This window comes from Pseudomonas sp. GW821-FHT10B02, assembly GCF_059415665.1.
Genome location: NZ_JBWKNR010000014.1, coordinates 95,888 through 111,214, shown reverse-complemented (window position 1 = coordinate 111,214; position 15,327 = coordinate 95,888). Strand labels below are relative to the sequence as shown.

Below are 15,327 nucleotides of genomic sequence, written 5' to 3'. Positions count from 1 at the left end.
AGGTTTCAGGTACGCAGCGGTTTGATTGCCATGGCGGTGTTCGGGGCCACGGCCGGGGTATGCTCGGCCGTTGCCGGTCGGCTGTTCCAGTGCGGCACCAGTACCAGCGCCGAGAACAGCGCGCAGCCGGCAAAGACGATGAACACCGTGACACCGTCGAAGTAACCCGGCAGCAGCCCACCGAGAATCGCCCCCACCGAACCACAGCCGTTGACGAAACCGGCCGCCGTGGCACCGGCCTTGGCCGTACCGAAATCGATGGCTGCCGCGCCGCTGATCATCGAGTCCGGTCCGTACAGGGTCAGGCCCATGACAAACAGCAAGGCCACCACCAGTGCCACACTGCCGCTCTGCATCGCGCCCATAAACAGCGCCAGCACCACCGTGAGCACAATCAGGCTGATCACGCAGGCCGGCATGCGCCGGGCGCCGAAGAGTTTGTCCGACGCCAGGCCGATCATGATCGGCCCCAGCAGGCCGGCCAGTTCGAAAGCCGTGGGGATGATCGCCGCACCGACTTTGCCCACCGAAGGCATCTGTTCAAAGACGATCACCGGGCCCCACAGCAGAATGGCGTAACGGGCTGGCTTGAGCAGGAAGTACGCCAGGCCCAGGGTCAGCACGGTGCGATTGCGCAGAATCTCGCGCAGCGGCGCCCAGATGCTGCAGATCGTGGTGCCAGGTACCATGCTTTCAGGCTCCGGTTCCACCGCCGGCAGGCCGACATCTTCGGGCTTGTTGCGCTGCAGGAAGAAGAACAGCACGGCCACCAGCGCCACTACTGCGGCACTGGAGAAGAATGCCGCATGCCAGCTGCCGATCAGGGTGTAGGCCCACCAGCCGGCAAACGGCGAAGCGACCAGGCCGCCAAAGGCGTAGCAGGAACTCCACAGCCCCAGTACCCGCCCGCGTTGCGATGACGGAAAGAAACTGCCGATGTTCTTGCACAACCCCGCCCAGCCGGTGGACTGCGCCAGGCCCTGGACCAGCATGCAGGTGGCGAAGATCGGGAAGGTCGCGTAACTGCCCATCACCAGGGCTGCCGCCGCCGAGATCACCAGGCCGCCGAGCACCACCACCCGTGGCCCGAAGCGGTCGGCGAGCATGCCCCAGGTGAACTGCCCTACCGCATAGGCCGCCAGGTAGATGGCGTCGAGGTTGGCCATGGCCATTTTATCGAGGGTGAAGCTTGGGTCTTCGCCGATGCCCAGTTTGGCAACGGAGAAAGCTTTGCGGGTGAAGTAAAACGCAGCGTAGGCAATCCAGGTAATGGCAAAAATCTGCACGCGCCAACGCTTGATATCTGCAATGTGTTTATTCATGGTGACCCTGACCTCGGAGCTTGAGTGTGCCGGCAGAATTTGAAAAAACGCCTGTTTTGTTCTTGTGTTGCGCACTGCGTGACGGCCGGTCAGGACCGTCACCTGGTCAGATGGAACCTGGAGCAAGGGGTGTTGTTATGCCTTGTCAGCCAGCTCCATGACCCACCGGTCACTGCAGGTGACGTGGCGGGCTGGAGGAGATAGAAACAATTACTGACTGATAAATAAAATCGATTTATCGTATTTCACAAATAAGCTCAGCTTGTAACAGGTGCTGCGATGTCGGTTTCCCATGCTCAGTTGAAAGCTTTTCACGCCGTTGCCCTGCATGGCAGCTTCACCCGTGCCGCCGAACGGTTGTTCCTGACCCAGCCGGCCATCTCCGATCAGGTGCGCAAACTGGAGGAACGCTTCGGCGTATTGCTGTTTCACCGCAACAAGCGTTCGGTGCAATTGACCGATCTGGGTGAACGCTTGCTGGGCATTACCCAACGCCTGTTTGCCGTAGAGGCCGAAGCCCATGAGTTGCTCCAGGACTCACGCGCCTTGCAGACCGGCACCCTGGTGCTGGCGGTGGATGCGCCGGTGCACGTCCTGCCGCAAATCGCCCGGTTCTGTCAGCAGTACCCCGGTATCAGCGTCAAGATCGAGACCGGTAACACTGATGAGTCGCTGCTACGGCTATTCAATTATCAGGCCGACCTGGCCCTGCTCGGCCGTGATGTCGATGACGAGCGTCTGCTGTGCGTGCCGATGCGCAGCGATCCGATGGTGGCCTTTGTCTCGCATAACCACCCCTGGGCCAGCCGCGGCTCGATCAGCCTGGCCGATCTGGATGACACGCCAATTGTGCTGCGTGAACCGGGCTCGGTGACCCGCCAGACCCTGGAAGAAGAAATGCAACGCGCGGGCCTGCGCATTCGTCCGGCGATTCAGGTCGAAGGCCGGGAAGCGGCGCGCGAGGCGGTGGTGGTGGGGATCGGCGTCGGCGTGGTGTCGGCGGCCGAGTTCGGCGCCGATGCGCGGGTGTGTGCGTTGCCGATTGTCGATTGTCAGCGGCGCCTGACCGAGACCCTGGTGTGCTTGCGCGAGCAGAGTTCACGGCGTCTGGTGGCGACGTTTTTGCAGATGGTGCGGGATAGTCTGTGAGTTCGCGGTGCAGCCATCGCTGGCAAGCCAGCTCCCACAGTTGATTGGCATACATCCACCTTGTGGGAGCTGGCGTTGCCAGCGATGAGGCCCTCAAGCCTTAGGCCGCTTCCCTCCCCCGCGCCACCGCCTGCGCCGCCGCCAGCATCGCGCGCAACAACACCGCGCAGCCATCTGCCAGGTCCTCCGGTGCGGCATTCTCGATTTCGTTGTGGCTGATCCCGCCTTCACAAGGCACGAAAATCATCCCCGCAGGCCCGAGTTCGGCGAGGAAGATCGCGTCATGCCCGGCGCCACTGACGATGTCCATGTGTGACAACCCCAGGCCCTGAGCAGCGCTGCGCACCGCCTCGACACAGCCCTGTTCGAAGTACAGCGGCGGGAAGTCCGCAGTCGGGGTCAGGGTATGGCTCAGCCCATGCTGCTGGCAGGTGCTGCTGATCACATCACGCACCTGGGCGATCATCGAGTCCAGCCGTTCCGGCTGCAGATGGCGGAAGTCCAGAGTCATACGCACCTCGCCTGGTATGACATTGCGCGAGCCCGGATACGCCTGCAGACAGCCGACAGTGCCACAGGCATGCGGTTGATGTTCCAGGGCCACACGATTGACCGCCGCGACCACCGCACTGGCGCCAACCAGGGCGTCTTTTCGCAGGTGCATCGGCGTCGGCCCGGCGTGCGCCTCGACACCGCGCAAGGTCAGGTCAAACCACTTCTGACCAAGGGCGCCAAGGACCACGCCGATGGTCTTGTGCTGATCCTCCAGGATCGGTCCCTGCTCGATATGCGCTTCGAAATACGCCCCCACCGGGTGACCACTGACCGGCCGCGGCCCGGCATAGCCGATGGCGTTGAGCGCCTGGCCGACGCTGATGCCCTCGGCGTCGGTCTTGGCCAGGGTTTCTTCCAGGGTAAATTTCTCTGCGAACACCCCCGAGCCCATCATGCACGGGGCAAAGCGCGAGCCTTCCTCGTTGGTCCAGACCACCACCTCCAGCGGCGCCTCGGTTTCGATCTTCAGATCATTGAGGGTGCGCATGACTTCCAGCCCGGCCAGCACCCCAAAGCAGCCATCGAACTTGCCGCCGGTGGGCTGGGTGTCGATATGGCTGCCGGTCATCACCGGCGGCAATAGCGGGTTGCGGCCCGGACGCCGGGCGAAAATGTTACCGACGCCGTCGATGGTCACCGTACAACCCGCCTCCTCGGTCCATTTGACGAACAGGTCTCGGGCCTGACGATCAAGGTCGGTCAGCGCCAGGCGGCACACCCCGCCTTTGACCGTGGCGCCGAGCCGGGCCAGATCCATCAGCGACTGCCATAGGCGTTCGCCGTTGATATGCCGATGGGTCGATTGCAGAACGTCCTGTGCTGTTTGCATGCTGTTCTCCTGCATCTGCTGCCTGGCCTCTGCGGGCCATAGGCGCTACACGGTGGGTTTGAAGTTGGCCGCACGGGCAGTCTTGAGCTGGCCGAGCGCGTAGTAGATCAGCCCGCCCAGGGCGGAGCCGGTGAACCAGCCAAAGTCGTAGAACCAGCTGAAAACCTGGCTCTGCAGCGACAGCAGGGTCAGCGCCACCGGCACCCCGAAGGCAATGAAGCCGGCGGCATTCCAGGCCGGGTAGACGTCATCGCGGTACAGGCCGGCCAGGTCCAGGGTCTGTTTGCGCAGCAGGAAGTAGTCGACCACCATGATCCCGGCAATCGGCCCGAGCAGGCTGGAGTAACCCAGCAGCCAGTTGGAATAGACACTCTCCAGGCTCACGTCGCTGACGATCAGCCCAAGCTTTTTCAGCAGCTCATGCGCCATCAGCAACAAGCCGACCAGGCCGGTGAGCAGCACCGCCTTGGTGCGCCCGATCCACTTGGGCGCCAGGTTCTGGAAGTCGTTGGTGGGCGAAACGATGTTCGCCGCAGTGTTGGTCGACAAAGTGGCGATGATGATCAGGGCCATGGCCAGGGCCACCCACACCGGGCTCTGGATATGCCCGATCAGGCTGACCGGATCGGACACAGTCTGCCCCACCAGCGACGCCGAAGCCGCAGTCAGTACCACACCCAATGCCGCGAACAGGAACATGGTCAGCGGCAGGCCGAAGATCTGCCCGAGGATCTGGTCTTTCTGGCTTTTCGCGTAGCGGCTGAAGTCCGGGATATTCAGCGACAAGGTGGCCCAGAAGCCCACCATGGCAGTCAGCCCGGCAAAGAAGTAGCCATAGACGCTGGCCCCTTCCGGACGTTTGGGTGGCTGAGCCATCAGCTCACTGATCGAAACGTTGGGCAACGCCCACACCAGCAGCCCGGCACCGACCAGTACCAGCAACGGCGCCGAGAGGGTTTCCAGCCATTTGATCGACTCGGCGCCACGCAGCACCACCCACAGGTTCAGGCACCAGAACAGCATGAAGCCGATCACCTCGCCGGTGCCGCCCAAGGCCTTCCAGTCCGCCGACAACGACCCGAGGAACAGGTGAATGGCCAGGCCGCCGAACATGGTCTGGATGCCGAACCAGCCACATGCAACCAAGGCACGAATCAGGCACGGCACGTTGGAGCCGATGATGCCGAACGAAGAACGCAACAGCACCGGAAAGGGAATGCCGTACTTGGTCCCGGGAAAGGCATTGAGTGTCAGCGGAATCAGCACCACGGTGTTGGCCAGCAGGATTGCCAGCAATGCTTCGCCCACCGTCAGGCCGAAGTAAGCGGTCAGCACCCCGCCCAGGGTATAGGTTGGTACACAGATCGACATGCCGACCCACAGCGCGGTGATGTGCCATTTGTTCCAGGTGCGCTCCTGTACCTTGGTTGGAGCGATGTCGTGGTTGTACCGGGGGCTGTCGAGGACGTCGCTACCGGCGTCGAGTTCATACAAGCCATCACGTTCACGCACTTGCGATCGGGTCTGCTGCATGGCCACTCCACTGTTCTTGTGTTTTTGGAGGTACTTGCACGGGCATGAGGGCAATCACGGGTGCCCATGAGAAATCTTGACCATTTCCACAACCTGTCAAGAACGACAAGACCACTGGTCGTTTTGTCAGAACACCAGAACAGCTATGAATATGTTTAATTTCATACAGTTACATCAGCTATCAGCTTATAAATTTATTATTTGCCGATTTCCTGAAGCCCTACTAGATTCATTTCCTGACAGCGATGACAGGTTTTGACCTACGCTGCAAAAAGAACAAAACCTAGAACCGGTATCAACCGGTCAAGCCTGCGAGGAGCCTCTGATGACGCTTATGATTCGTGGTGCCACCCTGATTACCCATGAGGAAAGTTATCGTGCCGACGTGCTCTGTGCCGACGGTGTGATCAAGGCCATCGGCACCGACCTCGACCTCCCCAACGGCTGCGAGATCCTCGATGGTAGCGGCCAGTACCTGATGCCCGGCGGCATCGACCCGCACACCCATATGCAGCTGCCCTTCATGGGTACCGTGGCCAGCGAGGACTTCTATAGCGGCACCGCTGCAGGCCTTGCCGGCGGCACCACCTCGATCATCGACTTCGTCATTCCCAACCCCCAGCAATCCTTGCTCGAAGCCTTTCATCAGTGGCGCGGCTGGGCTGAAAAATCCGCCTCCGACTATGGCTTTCACGTCGCCATCACCTGGTGGAGCGAGCGGGTCCGTGAGGAAATGGGCGAGCTGGTAAGCCAGCACGGCGTCAACAGCTTCAAGCACTTCATGGCCTACAAGAATGCGATCATGGCCGCCGACGACACCCTGGTCGCCAGCTTCGAACGCTGCCTGGAGCTGGGTGCGGTGCCCACCGTGCATGCCGAGAACGGCGAGCTGGTCTATCACCTGCAGCGCAAGCTGCTCGCCCAGGGCATCACCGGGCCGGAAGCACATCCATTGTCGCGCCCCTCCCAGGTTGAGGGTGAAGCGGCCAGCCGCGCCATCCGCATTGCCGAAACCCTCGGTACACCGGTGTACCTGGTGCATGTGTCGACCCGCGAAGCACTGGACGAAATCGCCTACGCCCGCGCCAAAGGCCAGCCGGTCTACGGCGAAGTGCTGGCCGGGCACTTGCTGCTGGACGATAGCGTCTACCACCATCCCGACTGGCAAACCGCCGCCGGCTACGTCATGAGCCCACCCTTCCGGCCGCGCAAGGACGGCCACCAGGAAGCCCTGTGGGGTGGCCTGCAGTCGGGCAACCTGCACACCACCGCCACCGACCACTGCTGCTTCTGCGCCGAGCAGAAAGCCGCGGGCCGCGATGACTTCAGCCGTATTCCCAACGGCACCGCCGGTATCGAAGACCGCATGGCGGTGCTCTGGGACGAAGGGGTGAACAGCGGCAAGTTGTCGATGCAGGACTTCGTTGCGCTGACGTCCACCAACACCGCGAAAATCTTCAACCTGTTCCCGCGCAAAGGTGCTCTGCGCGTCGGGGCCGATGCCGACCTGGTGCTCTGGGACCCGAAAGGCACGCGGACCATTTCTGCGGCGACGCATCATCACCAGGTCGACTTCAACATCTTCGAAGGCAAGACCGTGCGCGGCATTCCCAGCCACACCATCAGCCAGGGCAAGCTGGTCTGGGCCAATGGTGACTTGCGTGCCGAGCGAGGTGCCGGGCGCTATATCGAACGGCCGGCATATCCGGCGGTGTTCGATCTGTTGAGCAAGCGTGCCGAGCATCAGCGTCCGGTAGCGGTAAAGCGCTGAGTTCTTGAAGAGCATCGCCGGCAAGGCCGGCTCCCACAGGGCCCCTCTGTGCACAGGCCTTTGTCGGAGCCGGCCTTGCCGGCGATGGAAGGCACAGCCTTCCCAAAAAAAGAAAAAAAGAGGAAACCACCGTGATCGAGTCCCTCAACCACCTCCCCCGACCGTCCACCGACAATGCCGCCCTCGCCGAGCACTTCAGCGACCTGGCGCCACCGCTGAACGCACGTCAGGCCGCCGTGGAAGCCTCGCGCTGCCTGTACTGCTACGACGCCCCGTGCGTCAACGCATGCCCCAGCGACATCGACATTCCCTCGTTCATCCGCAACATCCACCAGGAGAACGTCCAGGGTGCGGCGGAAAAAATCCTCTCGGCCAACATCCTCGGCGGCAGCTGCGCGCGGGTCTGCCCGACCGAAATCCTCTGCCAGCAAGCGTGCGTGCGCAACCATCACCAGGAGTGCGCCCCGGTACTGATCGGCTTGCTGCAACGTTATGCCCTGGACCATGCCGAGTTCAAAGAGCACCCCTTCCAGCGCGCCGCCAGCACCGGCAAGCGCATTGCCGTGGTCGGCGCCGGGCCTGCCGGTTTGTCCTGTGCCCATCGCCTGGCCTGGCACGGCCACGAGGTGGTGATCTTCGAAGCCCGGCCCAAGGCCGGCGGCCTGAACGAGTATGGAATCGCCAAGTACAAAGTGGTCGATGACTTCGCCCAGCGCGAGGTGGACTTCGTCCTGCAGATCGGCGGGATCGAAATCCGCCAAGGCCAGGTGCTCGGCGAAAACCTCAGCCTGGCCGAGCTGCAACAACAGTTCGATGCGGTGTTCCTTGGCCTTGGCCTGAACGCCAGTCGCCAACTGGGCCTGGCCGACGAAAGCGCCCCCGGCATGCTCGCCGCCACCGACTATATACGCGAACTGCGTCAAGCCAGCGATCTGACCACCCTGCCCGTGGCCGACCGCTGCATCGTCCTCGGTGCCGGCAATACCGCCATCGACATGGCCGTGCAGATGGCCCGTCTCGGTGCTCGCGATGTCAATCTGGTGTACCGCCGTGGCTTCGAGGACATGGGCGCTACCGAGCATGAACAGCACATTGCCAAGGAAAACCAGGTGCGTTTGTTGACCTGGGCGCAACCTGAACAAGTGCTGCTCGACGAGCAAGGCCGGGTACGCGGCATGCGCTTTGCCCGCACGCAAATGCTCGACGGTCGCTTGCAGTCCACCGGAGAAACCTTCGAACTCGCCGCCGACGCCATTTTCAAAGCCATCGGCCAGGCCTTCGACGGTCAGGCGCTGAGTGACAGCAGCGCGCAGACACTGGCCCGCGACGGCGAGCGCATTCGCGTCGATGAACACATGCGCACCAGCCTGCCCGGCGTGTACGCCGGCGGCGACTGTACCCACCTCGGCCAGGACCTCACCGTCCAGGCCGTGCAGCACGGCAAGCTGGCCGCCGAGGCCATGCATGCGCAACTGATGCTCAATGTGGAGGCTGCATAATGGCTGACCTGTCGATCGAATTCGCGGGCATCAAAGCGCCCAACCCGTTCTGGCTGGCCTCGGCGCCGCCTACCGACAAGGCCTACAACGTGGTCCGTGCGTTCCAGGCCGGCTGGGGTGGCGTGGTCTGGAAAACCCTTGGCGAAGACCCGGCCGCGGTCAACGTGTCGTCGCGCTACTCGGCCCACTACGGGGTCAACCGCGAGGTCATGGGCATCAACAACATCGAGCTGATCACCGACCGCTCGCTGGAAATCAACCTGCGCGAAATCACCCAGGTGAAAAAGGACTGGCCCGACCGCGCGCTGATCGTGTCGTTGATGGTGCCCTGCGTCGAAGAGTCGTGGAAGGCCATCCTGCCGCTGGTGGAGGCCACCGGTGCCGACGGTATCGAACTGAACTTCGGCTGCCCTCACGGCATGCCCGAACGCGGCATGGGCGCGGCGGTCGGCCAGGTGCCGGAGTATGTCGAACAGGTGACCCGCTGGTGCAAGACCCATTGCTCGCTGCCGGTGATCGTCAAGCTCACCCCCAACATCACCGACATCCGCCAGTCCGCGCGTGCTGCCCATCGTGGCGGCGCCGATGCGGTGTCGCTGATCAACACCATCAACTCGATCACCAGCGTCGACCTCGAGCGCATGGTCGCCCTGCCGATTGTCGGCGACATGAGCACCCACGGCGGCTACTGCGGCTCGGCGGTCAAACCGATTGCCCTGAACATGGTCGCCGAGATCGCCCGCGACCCGGCCACCCGCGGCCTGCCGATCAGCGGCATCGGCGGCATCGGCAGCTGGCGCGACGCCGCCGAGTTCATTGCCCTGGGCTGCGGCGCCGTGCAGGTATGCACAGCAGCGATGCTGCATGGCTTTCGCATCGTCGAAGACATGAAAGACGGCCTCTCGCGCTGGATGGACAGTCAGGGCTACCGCAGCCTGCAGGACTTCAGCGGTCGCGCCGTGGGCCACACCACCGACTGGAAGTACCTGGACATCAACTACCAGGTCATCGCCAAAATCGATCAGGACGCCTGCATCGGCTGCGGACGCTGCCATATCGCCTGCGAAGACACCTCGCACCAGGCCATCGCCAACCTCAAACAGGCCGATGGCAGCCACCGCTACGAAGTGATCGACGCCGAGTGCGTGGGCTGCAACCTGTGCCAGATCACCTGCCCGGTGCAGGACTGCATCGAGATGGTGCCGCAGGACACCGGCAAGCCGTTCCTCGACTGGCAGCATGATCCGCGCAACCCCTACCGCGAAGCCTCCTGAGGCGCGGCCACAAACAACGAGGGAGGATCAGTGATCCTCCCTCGTTGTTTGTCCTCAGTGCATATCGCTGCGTCGATACAGGCTCAAGCCCACCGCCAGCGCCGCCAGCATCCCGGCGCAGCTGCGGTTGATCCATTGCATGGTGCGCGCCGAAAATCGCCGCATGGCATGCCGGCCACCGTAGGCATAGACCGCCATCATCACCCCGTCGAGGGCAGCGCTGGTGATCGCCAGCACCAGGTACTGTTCGGCCACTGGCTGGTCGGGGCGAATGAACTGTGGCAGAAATGCCGAGAAGAACAGCAGCCCCTTGGGATTGGACAAGCCAACGAACAGCGCGCGTAGAAAGGCTGAACGGCCACTGGCGCCGGTATTCATCGGCACCCGCTCCAGGGCATTGCTCGGCGCGTGCCAGAGCACCCAGGCCAGGTACAGCAGGTACACCGCACCGACCCATTTGACCAGGCTGAACAGCTGTTCGGAGGCCTGCAACAAGGCACCCAGGCCACAGCCAACGGCAGCGATCAGCAGCAGGTCGGAGAGCATCGCCCCGGCCATGCCGAAGCCGGCCACGCGCATGCCGTGAGTAGCGCCGTTATTGAGCGCCAGAAGCATGGCCGGGCCCGGGGTGATCATCACCGCACCGGCGGCGATGATGTAGAGCAAAAGTGTGGAAGCGTCCATGGCGGTTTCCGCAGACAGAAAGGCGCCAGCATGCCTGTTCGATGCGCTCAGGACAACGCCTGTCATCAGGCCGCGACGGCCCTTGGCGGTTTGCCTCTATCATGGTGCGTACAAGGAATGTTTGTCTCGAGGAAGCCGCTGCCATGCTGTACCGCCTGAGCGCCGATGGTCTGGTGCTGTTTCACCTGTTGTTCATTCTGTTCGTGCTGTTCGGCGGCTTGCTGGTGCTCAAATGGCGCGGGGTTTTGTGGTGGCACCTGCCGGCCGTGTGCTGGGGCATCGCGGTGGAATTCTTTCACCTGTTCTGCCCGCTCACCGACTGGGAGAACCACTTGCGTCAGGCTGCGGGCCAGGCCGGTTACGAAGGCGGTTTCATCGAGCATTACATTCTGCCGGTCATCTACCCAGCGGGGCTGACGCCGGGTATTCAGGTGTTGCTGGGCTCGGTGGTGGTACTGGTCAATGCCCTGGTTTACCTGCAGGTAATCCGCCAGTGGCCGCGCCGGCAGCCCAGCCGCTGAAGCCGGCCTTCAGCGCGTAGCGACAATGAACAGCCTCGGGAATGGCAACAGCACCTTGCCGTCAGCCGCTGGCGGGTAGTCTTTCTCCATGGCATGCAGGTAATCCGTGAGGAAGCCCTGCTGTTCATCGCCGTCCAGTGCCGCCAGGTACGGACGCAAGGCGGAGCCCTTGAACCACTCCACTACCGCCTGTGCCCCGCCGGTCAAAGGATGGTAATAGGTGGTACGCCACACTTCGACCTGGCGGCAATGGGGGCTGAGGATGTCGTAGTACTCGGCGGCGGTATGCCGTGGCGGATGCTTGATTGCAGCGATCTTGTCAGCCCATGGGCCTTGGCTGGCGATCTCGCGGGCCCGGCGATGGGCCGGCTCGTCGAGATTGTCCGGGGTCTGGATGGCCAGGCTGCCGCCCTCGGTCAGTTGCCTGACCAGCTGCGGGTACAACTCGGCATGATCGGGCAGCCATTGCAGCGAAGCGTTGGCGAGGATCACATCCACACCCTCGGGCGCGGTCCAGCTGGCAATGTCACCCAGGGCGAAGTCGATAGTTGGCAGGCGCTGGCGTGCGGCCCGGAGCATGTCCTCGGAGCTGTCGATGCCACTGACTGCTGCCGCCGGATAACGCTCGGCCAGGACCTGGGTAGAATTGCCCGGGCCGCAGCCCAGATCGACGGCCGTGCGGATGTTCTGCTGCACCAATGCCGCCACCAGGTCACGTACCGGTCGGGTGCGCTCGTTTTCGAAGGTGCTGTACTGCGTCGCGGACCAGCTCATTGTTGAGTCCTTGTTCGTCAGTGAAAAAGTCGCAAGCAGCATAGAATGCCCGGCACAATTCGCCTATTGCCACGCGCTTGCCTTTAACATGAGCGCCATCAGTCCAGCTGCCGGAAGCCTGCCATGACCTTGCACATCCGCCCTGCCCGCCGCGACGACGCGGCCCAGATTCTTGCCTTCATCACCGAGCTTGCCGACTACGAACGCGCCCGCCACGAAGTGATCGCCAGCGTCGCCGATATCGAACGCACCCTGTTCGACGACGGCGCCAAGGCCCTGAGCCTGATCTGCGAGCGTGACGGCAAGGCCATCGGCTACGCGGTGTACTTCTACAGTTACTCGACCTGGCTGGGACGCAACGGCATCTACCTCGAAGACCTGTACATCACCCCCGACCAACGTGGCGGGGGTGCGGGTAAACAGCTGTTGCGCCATATCGCCGTGGAAGCCTGCGAAAACGGCTGTGGCCGCCTGGAGTGGAGCGTGCTGGACTGGAACGAGCCGGCAATCCAGTTCTACCGTTCGCTGGGAGCCCAGCCGCAAGACGAGTGGGTGCGCTATCGCCTGGAAGGTGACGGGCTGAAGGCATTTGCCGGGCGTTAACGATGAGGCAGCCTACTTGGCGGCCACTTTATAAAGCACCCCGGAGTCAACATGCTCGAAGGGTTCACCGTATACATGCAAACTTATTGTCTGTGTGTATTTCATCGTCGAACCCGTGATATCGAAGGTCATGGCGAAGTTTGTCGTCTTGTCATTCTTCGTCATATAATCTGATTCAGCAACACCCCTGGCCATTGCCTTCAACTCCATTTTTTCGCCGGCCGTTCCCTCAGCAACTACACACACGGCGCGCGGAATGCAATAAGAGTTGTACACCATGTTTCTTTTCTTGTCATAGATCAAATAACCGCGCTGATCGTGGATTTTTGCATCATCTCTTTTTCTGAATACTTCCTGCTTGTAATACATGGCCACCAGGTATTGATCGCTGGCATTCTCGGCATCTGCGACCGGTTCGAATGTCCTGATTTCATAGAACGGCTCTACGGCAACACCGCCCTTGCCTACCAGAGATCCGGTTTTTCCTGGCGCGATGTCGACCCCACCCGCTTCATCACTTTTCCAGGAACCGGCGAACTTCGCCAATGGGCCAAAATCAAGACCATTGATGATTGTGCTCTGGGCGAATGAAACAGAGGGCGCTGCAAGAATAAGCGCAAAAGCGAGTGACCTGGCTTTCATGAGGATTACCTGTTTGATATTGAGTTTTCGAAGTACTTATTTGCTTTTGCCGATTATCGTCTCAATACCCACAGTGCTTTTGACACAAGTCAAATCACACCAGAACCCCGCGATAAGTTAAATGCATCAGCCCCATAGATATATTAAATTGGTAACTACTGCGCACACTAATTAGTGCTAACCATGCGTCACGAAATTGGCACTTCGGCAAGACAATAATTACTTGGGTTCATGGCTCCAGACCGATCCCGCGCAAGATCACACTGGTCACCGTCTGCACTGCTCGCTCGAACTGCAGGTCGGTGAGCGGCTGGTGGTCGTTGAGCAAGCCGACCTGATGGCTGAAATCGGCGTAGTGCTGGGTCGACGCCCAGATCATGTACAACAGCCCCGAGGGCTCCACCGCGAGGATGCGGCCATCGTCGATCCACTGGCGGATCTTCGCTTCCTTCATCTTGGCCCAGTCATACAACGGGTCGTCCAGCGCCGCGCCGAGGTTGGGCGCGCCATGGATGATCTCGTTGGCCCAGACCTTGGAACCATAGGGACGCGTGCGTGAATGGTTCATCTTGGCGCGGATGTAGCTGCTCAGCACGATGCGCGGATCGTCGTAAAGCTCAAAGCACAAGGCATCCTGCTTCCATACTTCAAGCAGGCCGAACAACACCGCCTGGTACAGCTCGGCTTTGGTGCTGAAGTAATAGTGCACATTGCTGCGTGGCAACTGCGCCGCCTCGGCGATGTCGGCCATGGCAGTACCGGCGTAGCCCTTCTCAGCAAAGACCTGCTCGGCGGCCAGGAGGATATTGTCGACATTGCGTTGGCGAATGCTGAGCTTGTGCTGGGTCATGACCAGATCCATTGCGACTGACGCTGCAAGGCTACCACCAGGCTCTGCCGATTCGTGCGTCGGCGGCAAAAAAGTTGTGTCGGCGCAGGGATTTTTCCTCAGGCGCGCAGTCGCAATACTGCACGCCTCATTTCAACAGCCCTTCACAAGGAGCCTTCCCATGTCCATTCCCCTGCTCGGCCTCGGTACCTTTCGCCTTAAAGACCAGGTGGTGATCGACTCGGTCAGCCAGGCCCTGGAACTCGGCTACCGGGCCATCGACACCGCGCAAATCTACGGCAACGAAGCCGAAGTCGGCAGCGCCGTTGCCGCCAGCGGCATCCCACGCGACCAGCTGTTCCTGACCAGCAAGATCTGGATCGAAAACCTCAGCGCCGACAAGTTGATCCCCAGCCTAAAGGACAGTCTGAGCAAGCTGCGCAGCGACTACCTGGACCTGACCCTGATCCACTGGCCATCGCCCAAAGGCGCTGTTGCGGTCAGCGAGTTCATGAGCGCCTTGGCCGAAGCCCGTGACCAGGACCTGACCCGTCAGATCGGCGTGTCCAACTTCACCATCGACCTGCTGCGTCAGGCCATCGACGTGGTCGGCAAAGACGCCATCGCCACCAACCAGATCGAACTGCACCCCTACCTGCAAAACCGCAAGCTGGTCGAGTTCATGCACAGCCAGGGCATCGCCGTGACCTCATACATGACCCTGGGTTATGGCAAGGTTCTGCAAGATCCGGTGATCCAGGCAATCGCCGGGCAACACAACGCCACCCCGGCGCAGGTCACCCTGGCCTGGGCCATGCAGCTGGGCTATGCGGTAATCCCGTCCTCGACCCGCCGCGAGAATCTCGCCAGCAACCTCAAGGCCCGCGAGCTCAAGCTCAGCGATGCGGACATGGCGAAAATCGCCGCCCTCGACAGCGGCCTGCGCCTGACCAGCCCGGAAAGCCTGGCACCGGCCTGGGACTAACCTTGATCGCTGCAGGCCAGGGCCAGCTTCAGGTACTGCAGGGTGTGTTGCCGGCCGGCCGAGTCGATATAGACCATGCTGGCCTGCACCACATCGCAGAGGTCGGTTTCAGGCTCGCTCATGGCCACCACCCGAGCGATATCCAGCGGCATGCCGTAGTGATACACAGCGATTGATTCGGCGGCTTGGGCGCTGGCTGTAAGCAACAGCCCCAGGCCCAGCAGAGTTCGCAGGTACATGGCGACGCTCCTGTGTGCGCAAGAGGTTCGCCGACGTGCCGGAGAACCCCGACTTCTAAAGTGTGGCGCGCCTGCGCCAAGGCGTCGGCCGAGGGGATCAACGGCAGTTTCAGGGTAA

15 protein-coding genes are annotated in these 15,327 nt (G+C 61.8%); 7 read left to right on the top strand and 8 right to left on the bottom strand.

The window, feature by feature from the left end:
* Positions 1 to 5: 5 nt before the first annotated feature.
* A complete protein-coding gene (locus AC07OF_RS20810; protein ID WP_157193084.1) occupies positions 6 to 1,322 on the bottom strand; it encodes an MFS transporter in 1,317 nt (438 codons plus the stop codon).
* A gap of 279 nt (positions 1,323 to 1,601) precedes the next feature.
* Here AC07OF_RS20810 and AC07OF_RS20805 point away from each other — a divergent pair, with 279 nt between their 5' ends.
* Positions 1,602 to 2,471 carry a LysR family transcriptional regulator gene (locus AC07OF_RS20805; RefSeq protein ID WP_157193085.1) on the top strand — a complete coding sequence of 290 codons (870 nt, stop codon included), beginning with the start codon at positions 1,602 to 1,604 and terminating at the stop codon, positions 2,469 to 2,471.
* A gap of 100 nt (positions 2,472 to 2,571) precedes the next feature.
* Here AC07OF_RS20805 and AC07OF_RS20800 read toward each other — a convergent pair whose 3' ends face one another.
* Positions 2,572 to 3,855: a Zn-dependent hydrolase gene (locus AC07OF_RS20800; protein ID WP_157193086.1), complete on the bottom strand. Its 1,284-nt coding sequence runs from the start codon at positions 3,853 to 3,855 to the stop codon at positions 2,572 to 2,574.
* 45 nt (positions 3,856 to 3,900) lie between these two features.
* Positions 3,901 to 5,388, bottom strand: a complete 1,488-nt coding sequence (locus AC07OF_RS20795) for an NCS1 family nucleobase:cation symporter-1 (RefSeq protein ID WP_157193087.1) — start codon at positions 5,386 to 5,388, stop codon at positions 3,901 to 3,903.
* Positions 5,389 to 5,713: 325 nt separating this feature from the next.
* On the opposite strand from AC07OF_RS20795, the gene hydA reads away from it, so the two are divergent.
* The 3 genes from hydA to preA all read left to right on the top strand — a co-directional run bounded on the left by hydA (position 5,714) and on the right by preA (position 9,932).
* Positions 5,714 to 7,159, top strand: coding sequence for a dihydropyrimidinase (gene hydA / locus AC07OF_RS20790; RefSeq protein ID WP_157193088.1), 1,446 nt, complete (start codon positions 5,714 to 5,716; stop codon positions 7,157 to 7,159).
* 131 nt (positions 7,160 to 7,290) lie between these two features.
* Entirely contained in the window at positions 7,291 to 8,658 is a 1,368-nt protein-coding gene (locus tag AC07OF_RS20785) for an NAD(P)-dependent oxidoreductase (RefSeq protein WP_495073391.1), read from the top strand.
* Entirely contained in the window at positions 8,655 to 9,932 is a 1,278-nt protein-coding gene (preA, locus tag AC07OF_RS20780; protein ID WP_157194763.1) for an NAD-dependent dihydropyrimidine dehydrogenase subunit PreA, read from the top strand. Before AC07OF_RS20785 ends, preA begins: the two co-directional genes overlap by 4 nt.
* A 54-nt stretch (positions 9,933 to 9,986) precedes the next feature.
* On the opposite strand, the gene AC07OF_RS20775 is transcribed toward preA, so the two are convergent.
* Positions 9,987 to 10,616 carry a LysE family translocator gene (locus AC07OF_RS20775; RefSeq protein WP_157193090.1) on the bottom strand — a complete coding sequence of 210 codons (630 nt, stop codon included), beginning with the start codon at positions 10,614 to 10,616 and terminating at the stop codon, positions 9,987 to 9,989.
* Positions 10,617 to 10,759: 143 nt separating this feature from the next.
* Here AC07OF_RS20775 and AC07OF_RS20770 point away from each other — a divergent pair, with 143 nt between their 5' ends.
* The gene (locus AC07OF_RS20770; protein WP_495073390.1) at positions 10,760 to 11,137 is read left to right on the top strand and encodes a DUF2784 domain-containing protein; all 378 of its coding nucleotides are present in this window, start codon (positions 10,760 to 10,762) and stop codon (positions 11,135 to 11,137) included.
* A 9-nt stretch (positions 11,138 to 11,146) separates the two neighbouring features.
* On the opposite strand, the gene tam is transcribed toward AC07OF_RS20770, so the two are convergent.
* Positions 11,147 to 11,911: a trans-aconitate 2-methyltransferase gene (tam, locus tag AC07OF_RS20765; RefSeq protein ID WP_232478189.1), complete on the bottom strand. Its 765-nt coding sequence runs from the start codon at positions 11,909 to 11,911 to the stop codon at positions 11,147 to 11,149.
* A 123-nt stretch (positions 11,912 to 12,034) separates the two neighbouring features.
* Between tam and AC07OF_RS20760 the strand changes: the two genes are divergently transcribed.
* Positions 12,035 to 12,514 (top strand): GNAT family N-acetyltransferase, encoded by a 480-nt coding sequence (locus AC07OF_RS20760; protein ID WP_157193093.1) that lies wholly within the window; start codon positions 12,035 to 12,037, stop codon positions 12,512 to 12,514.
* Positions 12,515 to 12,526: 12 nt separating this feature from the next.
* Here the strand turns inward: AC07OF_RS20760 and AC07OF_RS20755 are convergent, their stop codons facing one another.
* Both AC07OF_RS20755 and AC07OF_RS20750 read right to left on the bottom strand, forming a co-directional pair.
* Positions 12,527 to 13,156 carry a heme-binding beta-barrel domain-containing protein gene (locus tag AC07OF_RS20755; protein ID WP_495073389.1) on the bottom strand — a complete coding sequence of 210 codons (630 nt, stop codon included), beginning with the start codon at positions 13,154 to 13,156 and terminating at the stop codon, positions 12,527 to 12,529.
* Between the two features lie 229 nt (positions 13,157 to 13,385).
* Positions 13,386 to 14,006 carry a TetR/AcrR family transcriptional regulator gene (locus tag AC07OF_RS20750; protein ID WP_038612464.1) on the bottom strand — a complete coding sequence of 207 codons (621 nt, stop codon included), beginning with the start codon at positions 14,004 to 14,006 and terminating at the stop codon, positions 13,386 to 13,388.
* 160 nt (positions 14,007 to 14,166) lie between these two features.
* On the opposite strand from AC07OF_RS20750, the gene dkgB reads away from it, so the two are divergent.
* Complete coding sequence (gene dkgB, locus AC07OF_RS20745; protein WP_495073388.1) at positions 14,167 to 14,970, top strand: 2,5-didehydrogluconate reductase DkgB; 804 nt, start codon at positions 14,167 to 14,169, stop codon at positions 14,968 to 14,970.
* Here dkgB and AC07OF_RS20740 read toward each other — a convergent pair.
* Positions 14,967 to 15,209, bottom strand: coding sequence for a DUF2790 domain-containing protein (locus tag AC07OF_RS20740; protein ID WP_157193096.1), 243 nt, complete (start codon positions 15,207 to 15,209; stop codon positions 14,967 to 14,969). The two genes, dkgB and AC07OF_RS20740, sit on opposite strands and share 4 nt — an antisense overlap.
* Between the last annotated feature and the right edge of the window lie 118 nt (positions 15,210 to 15,327).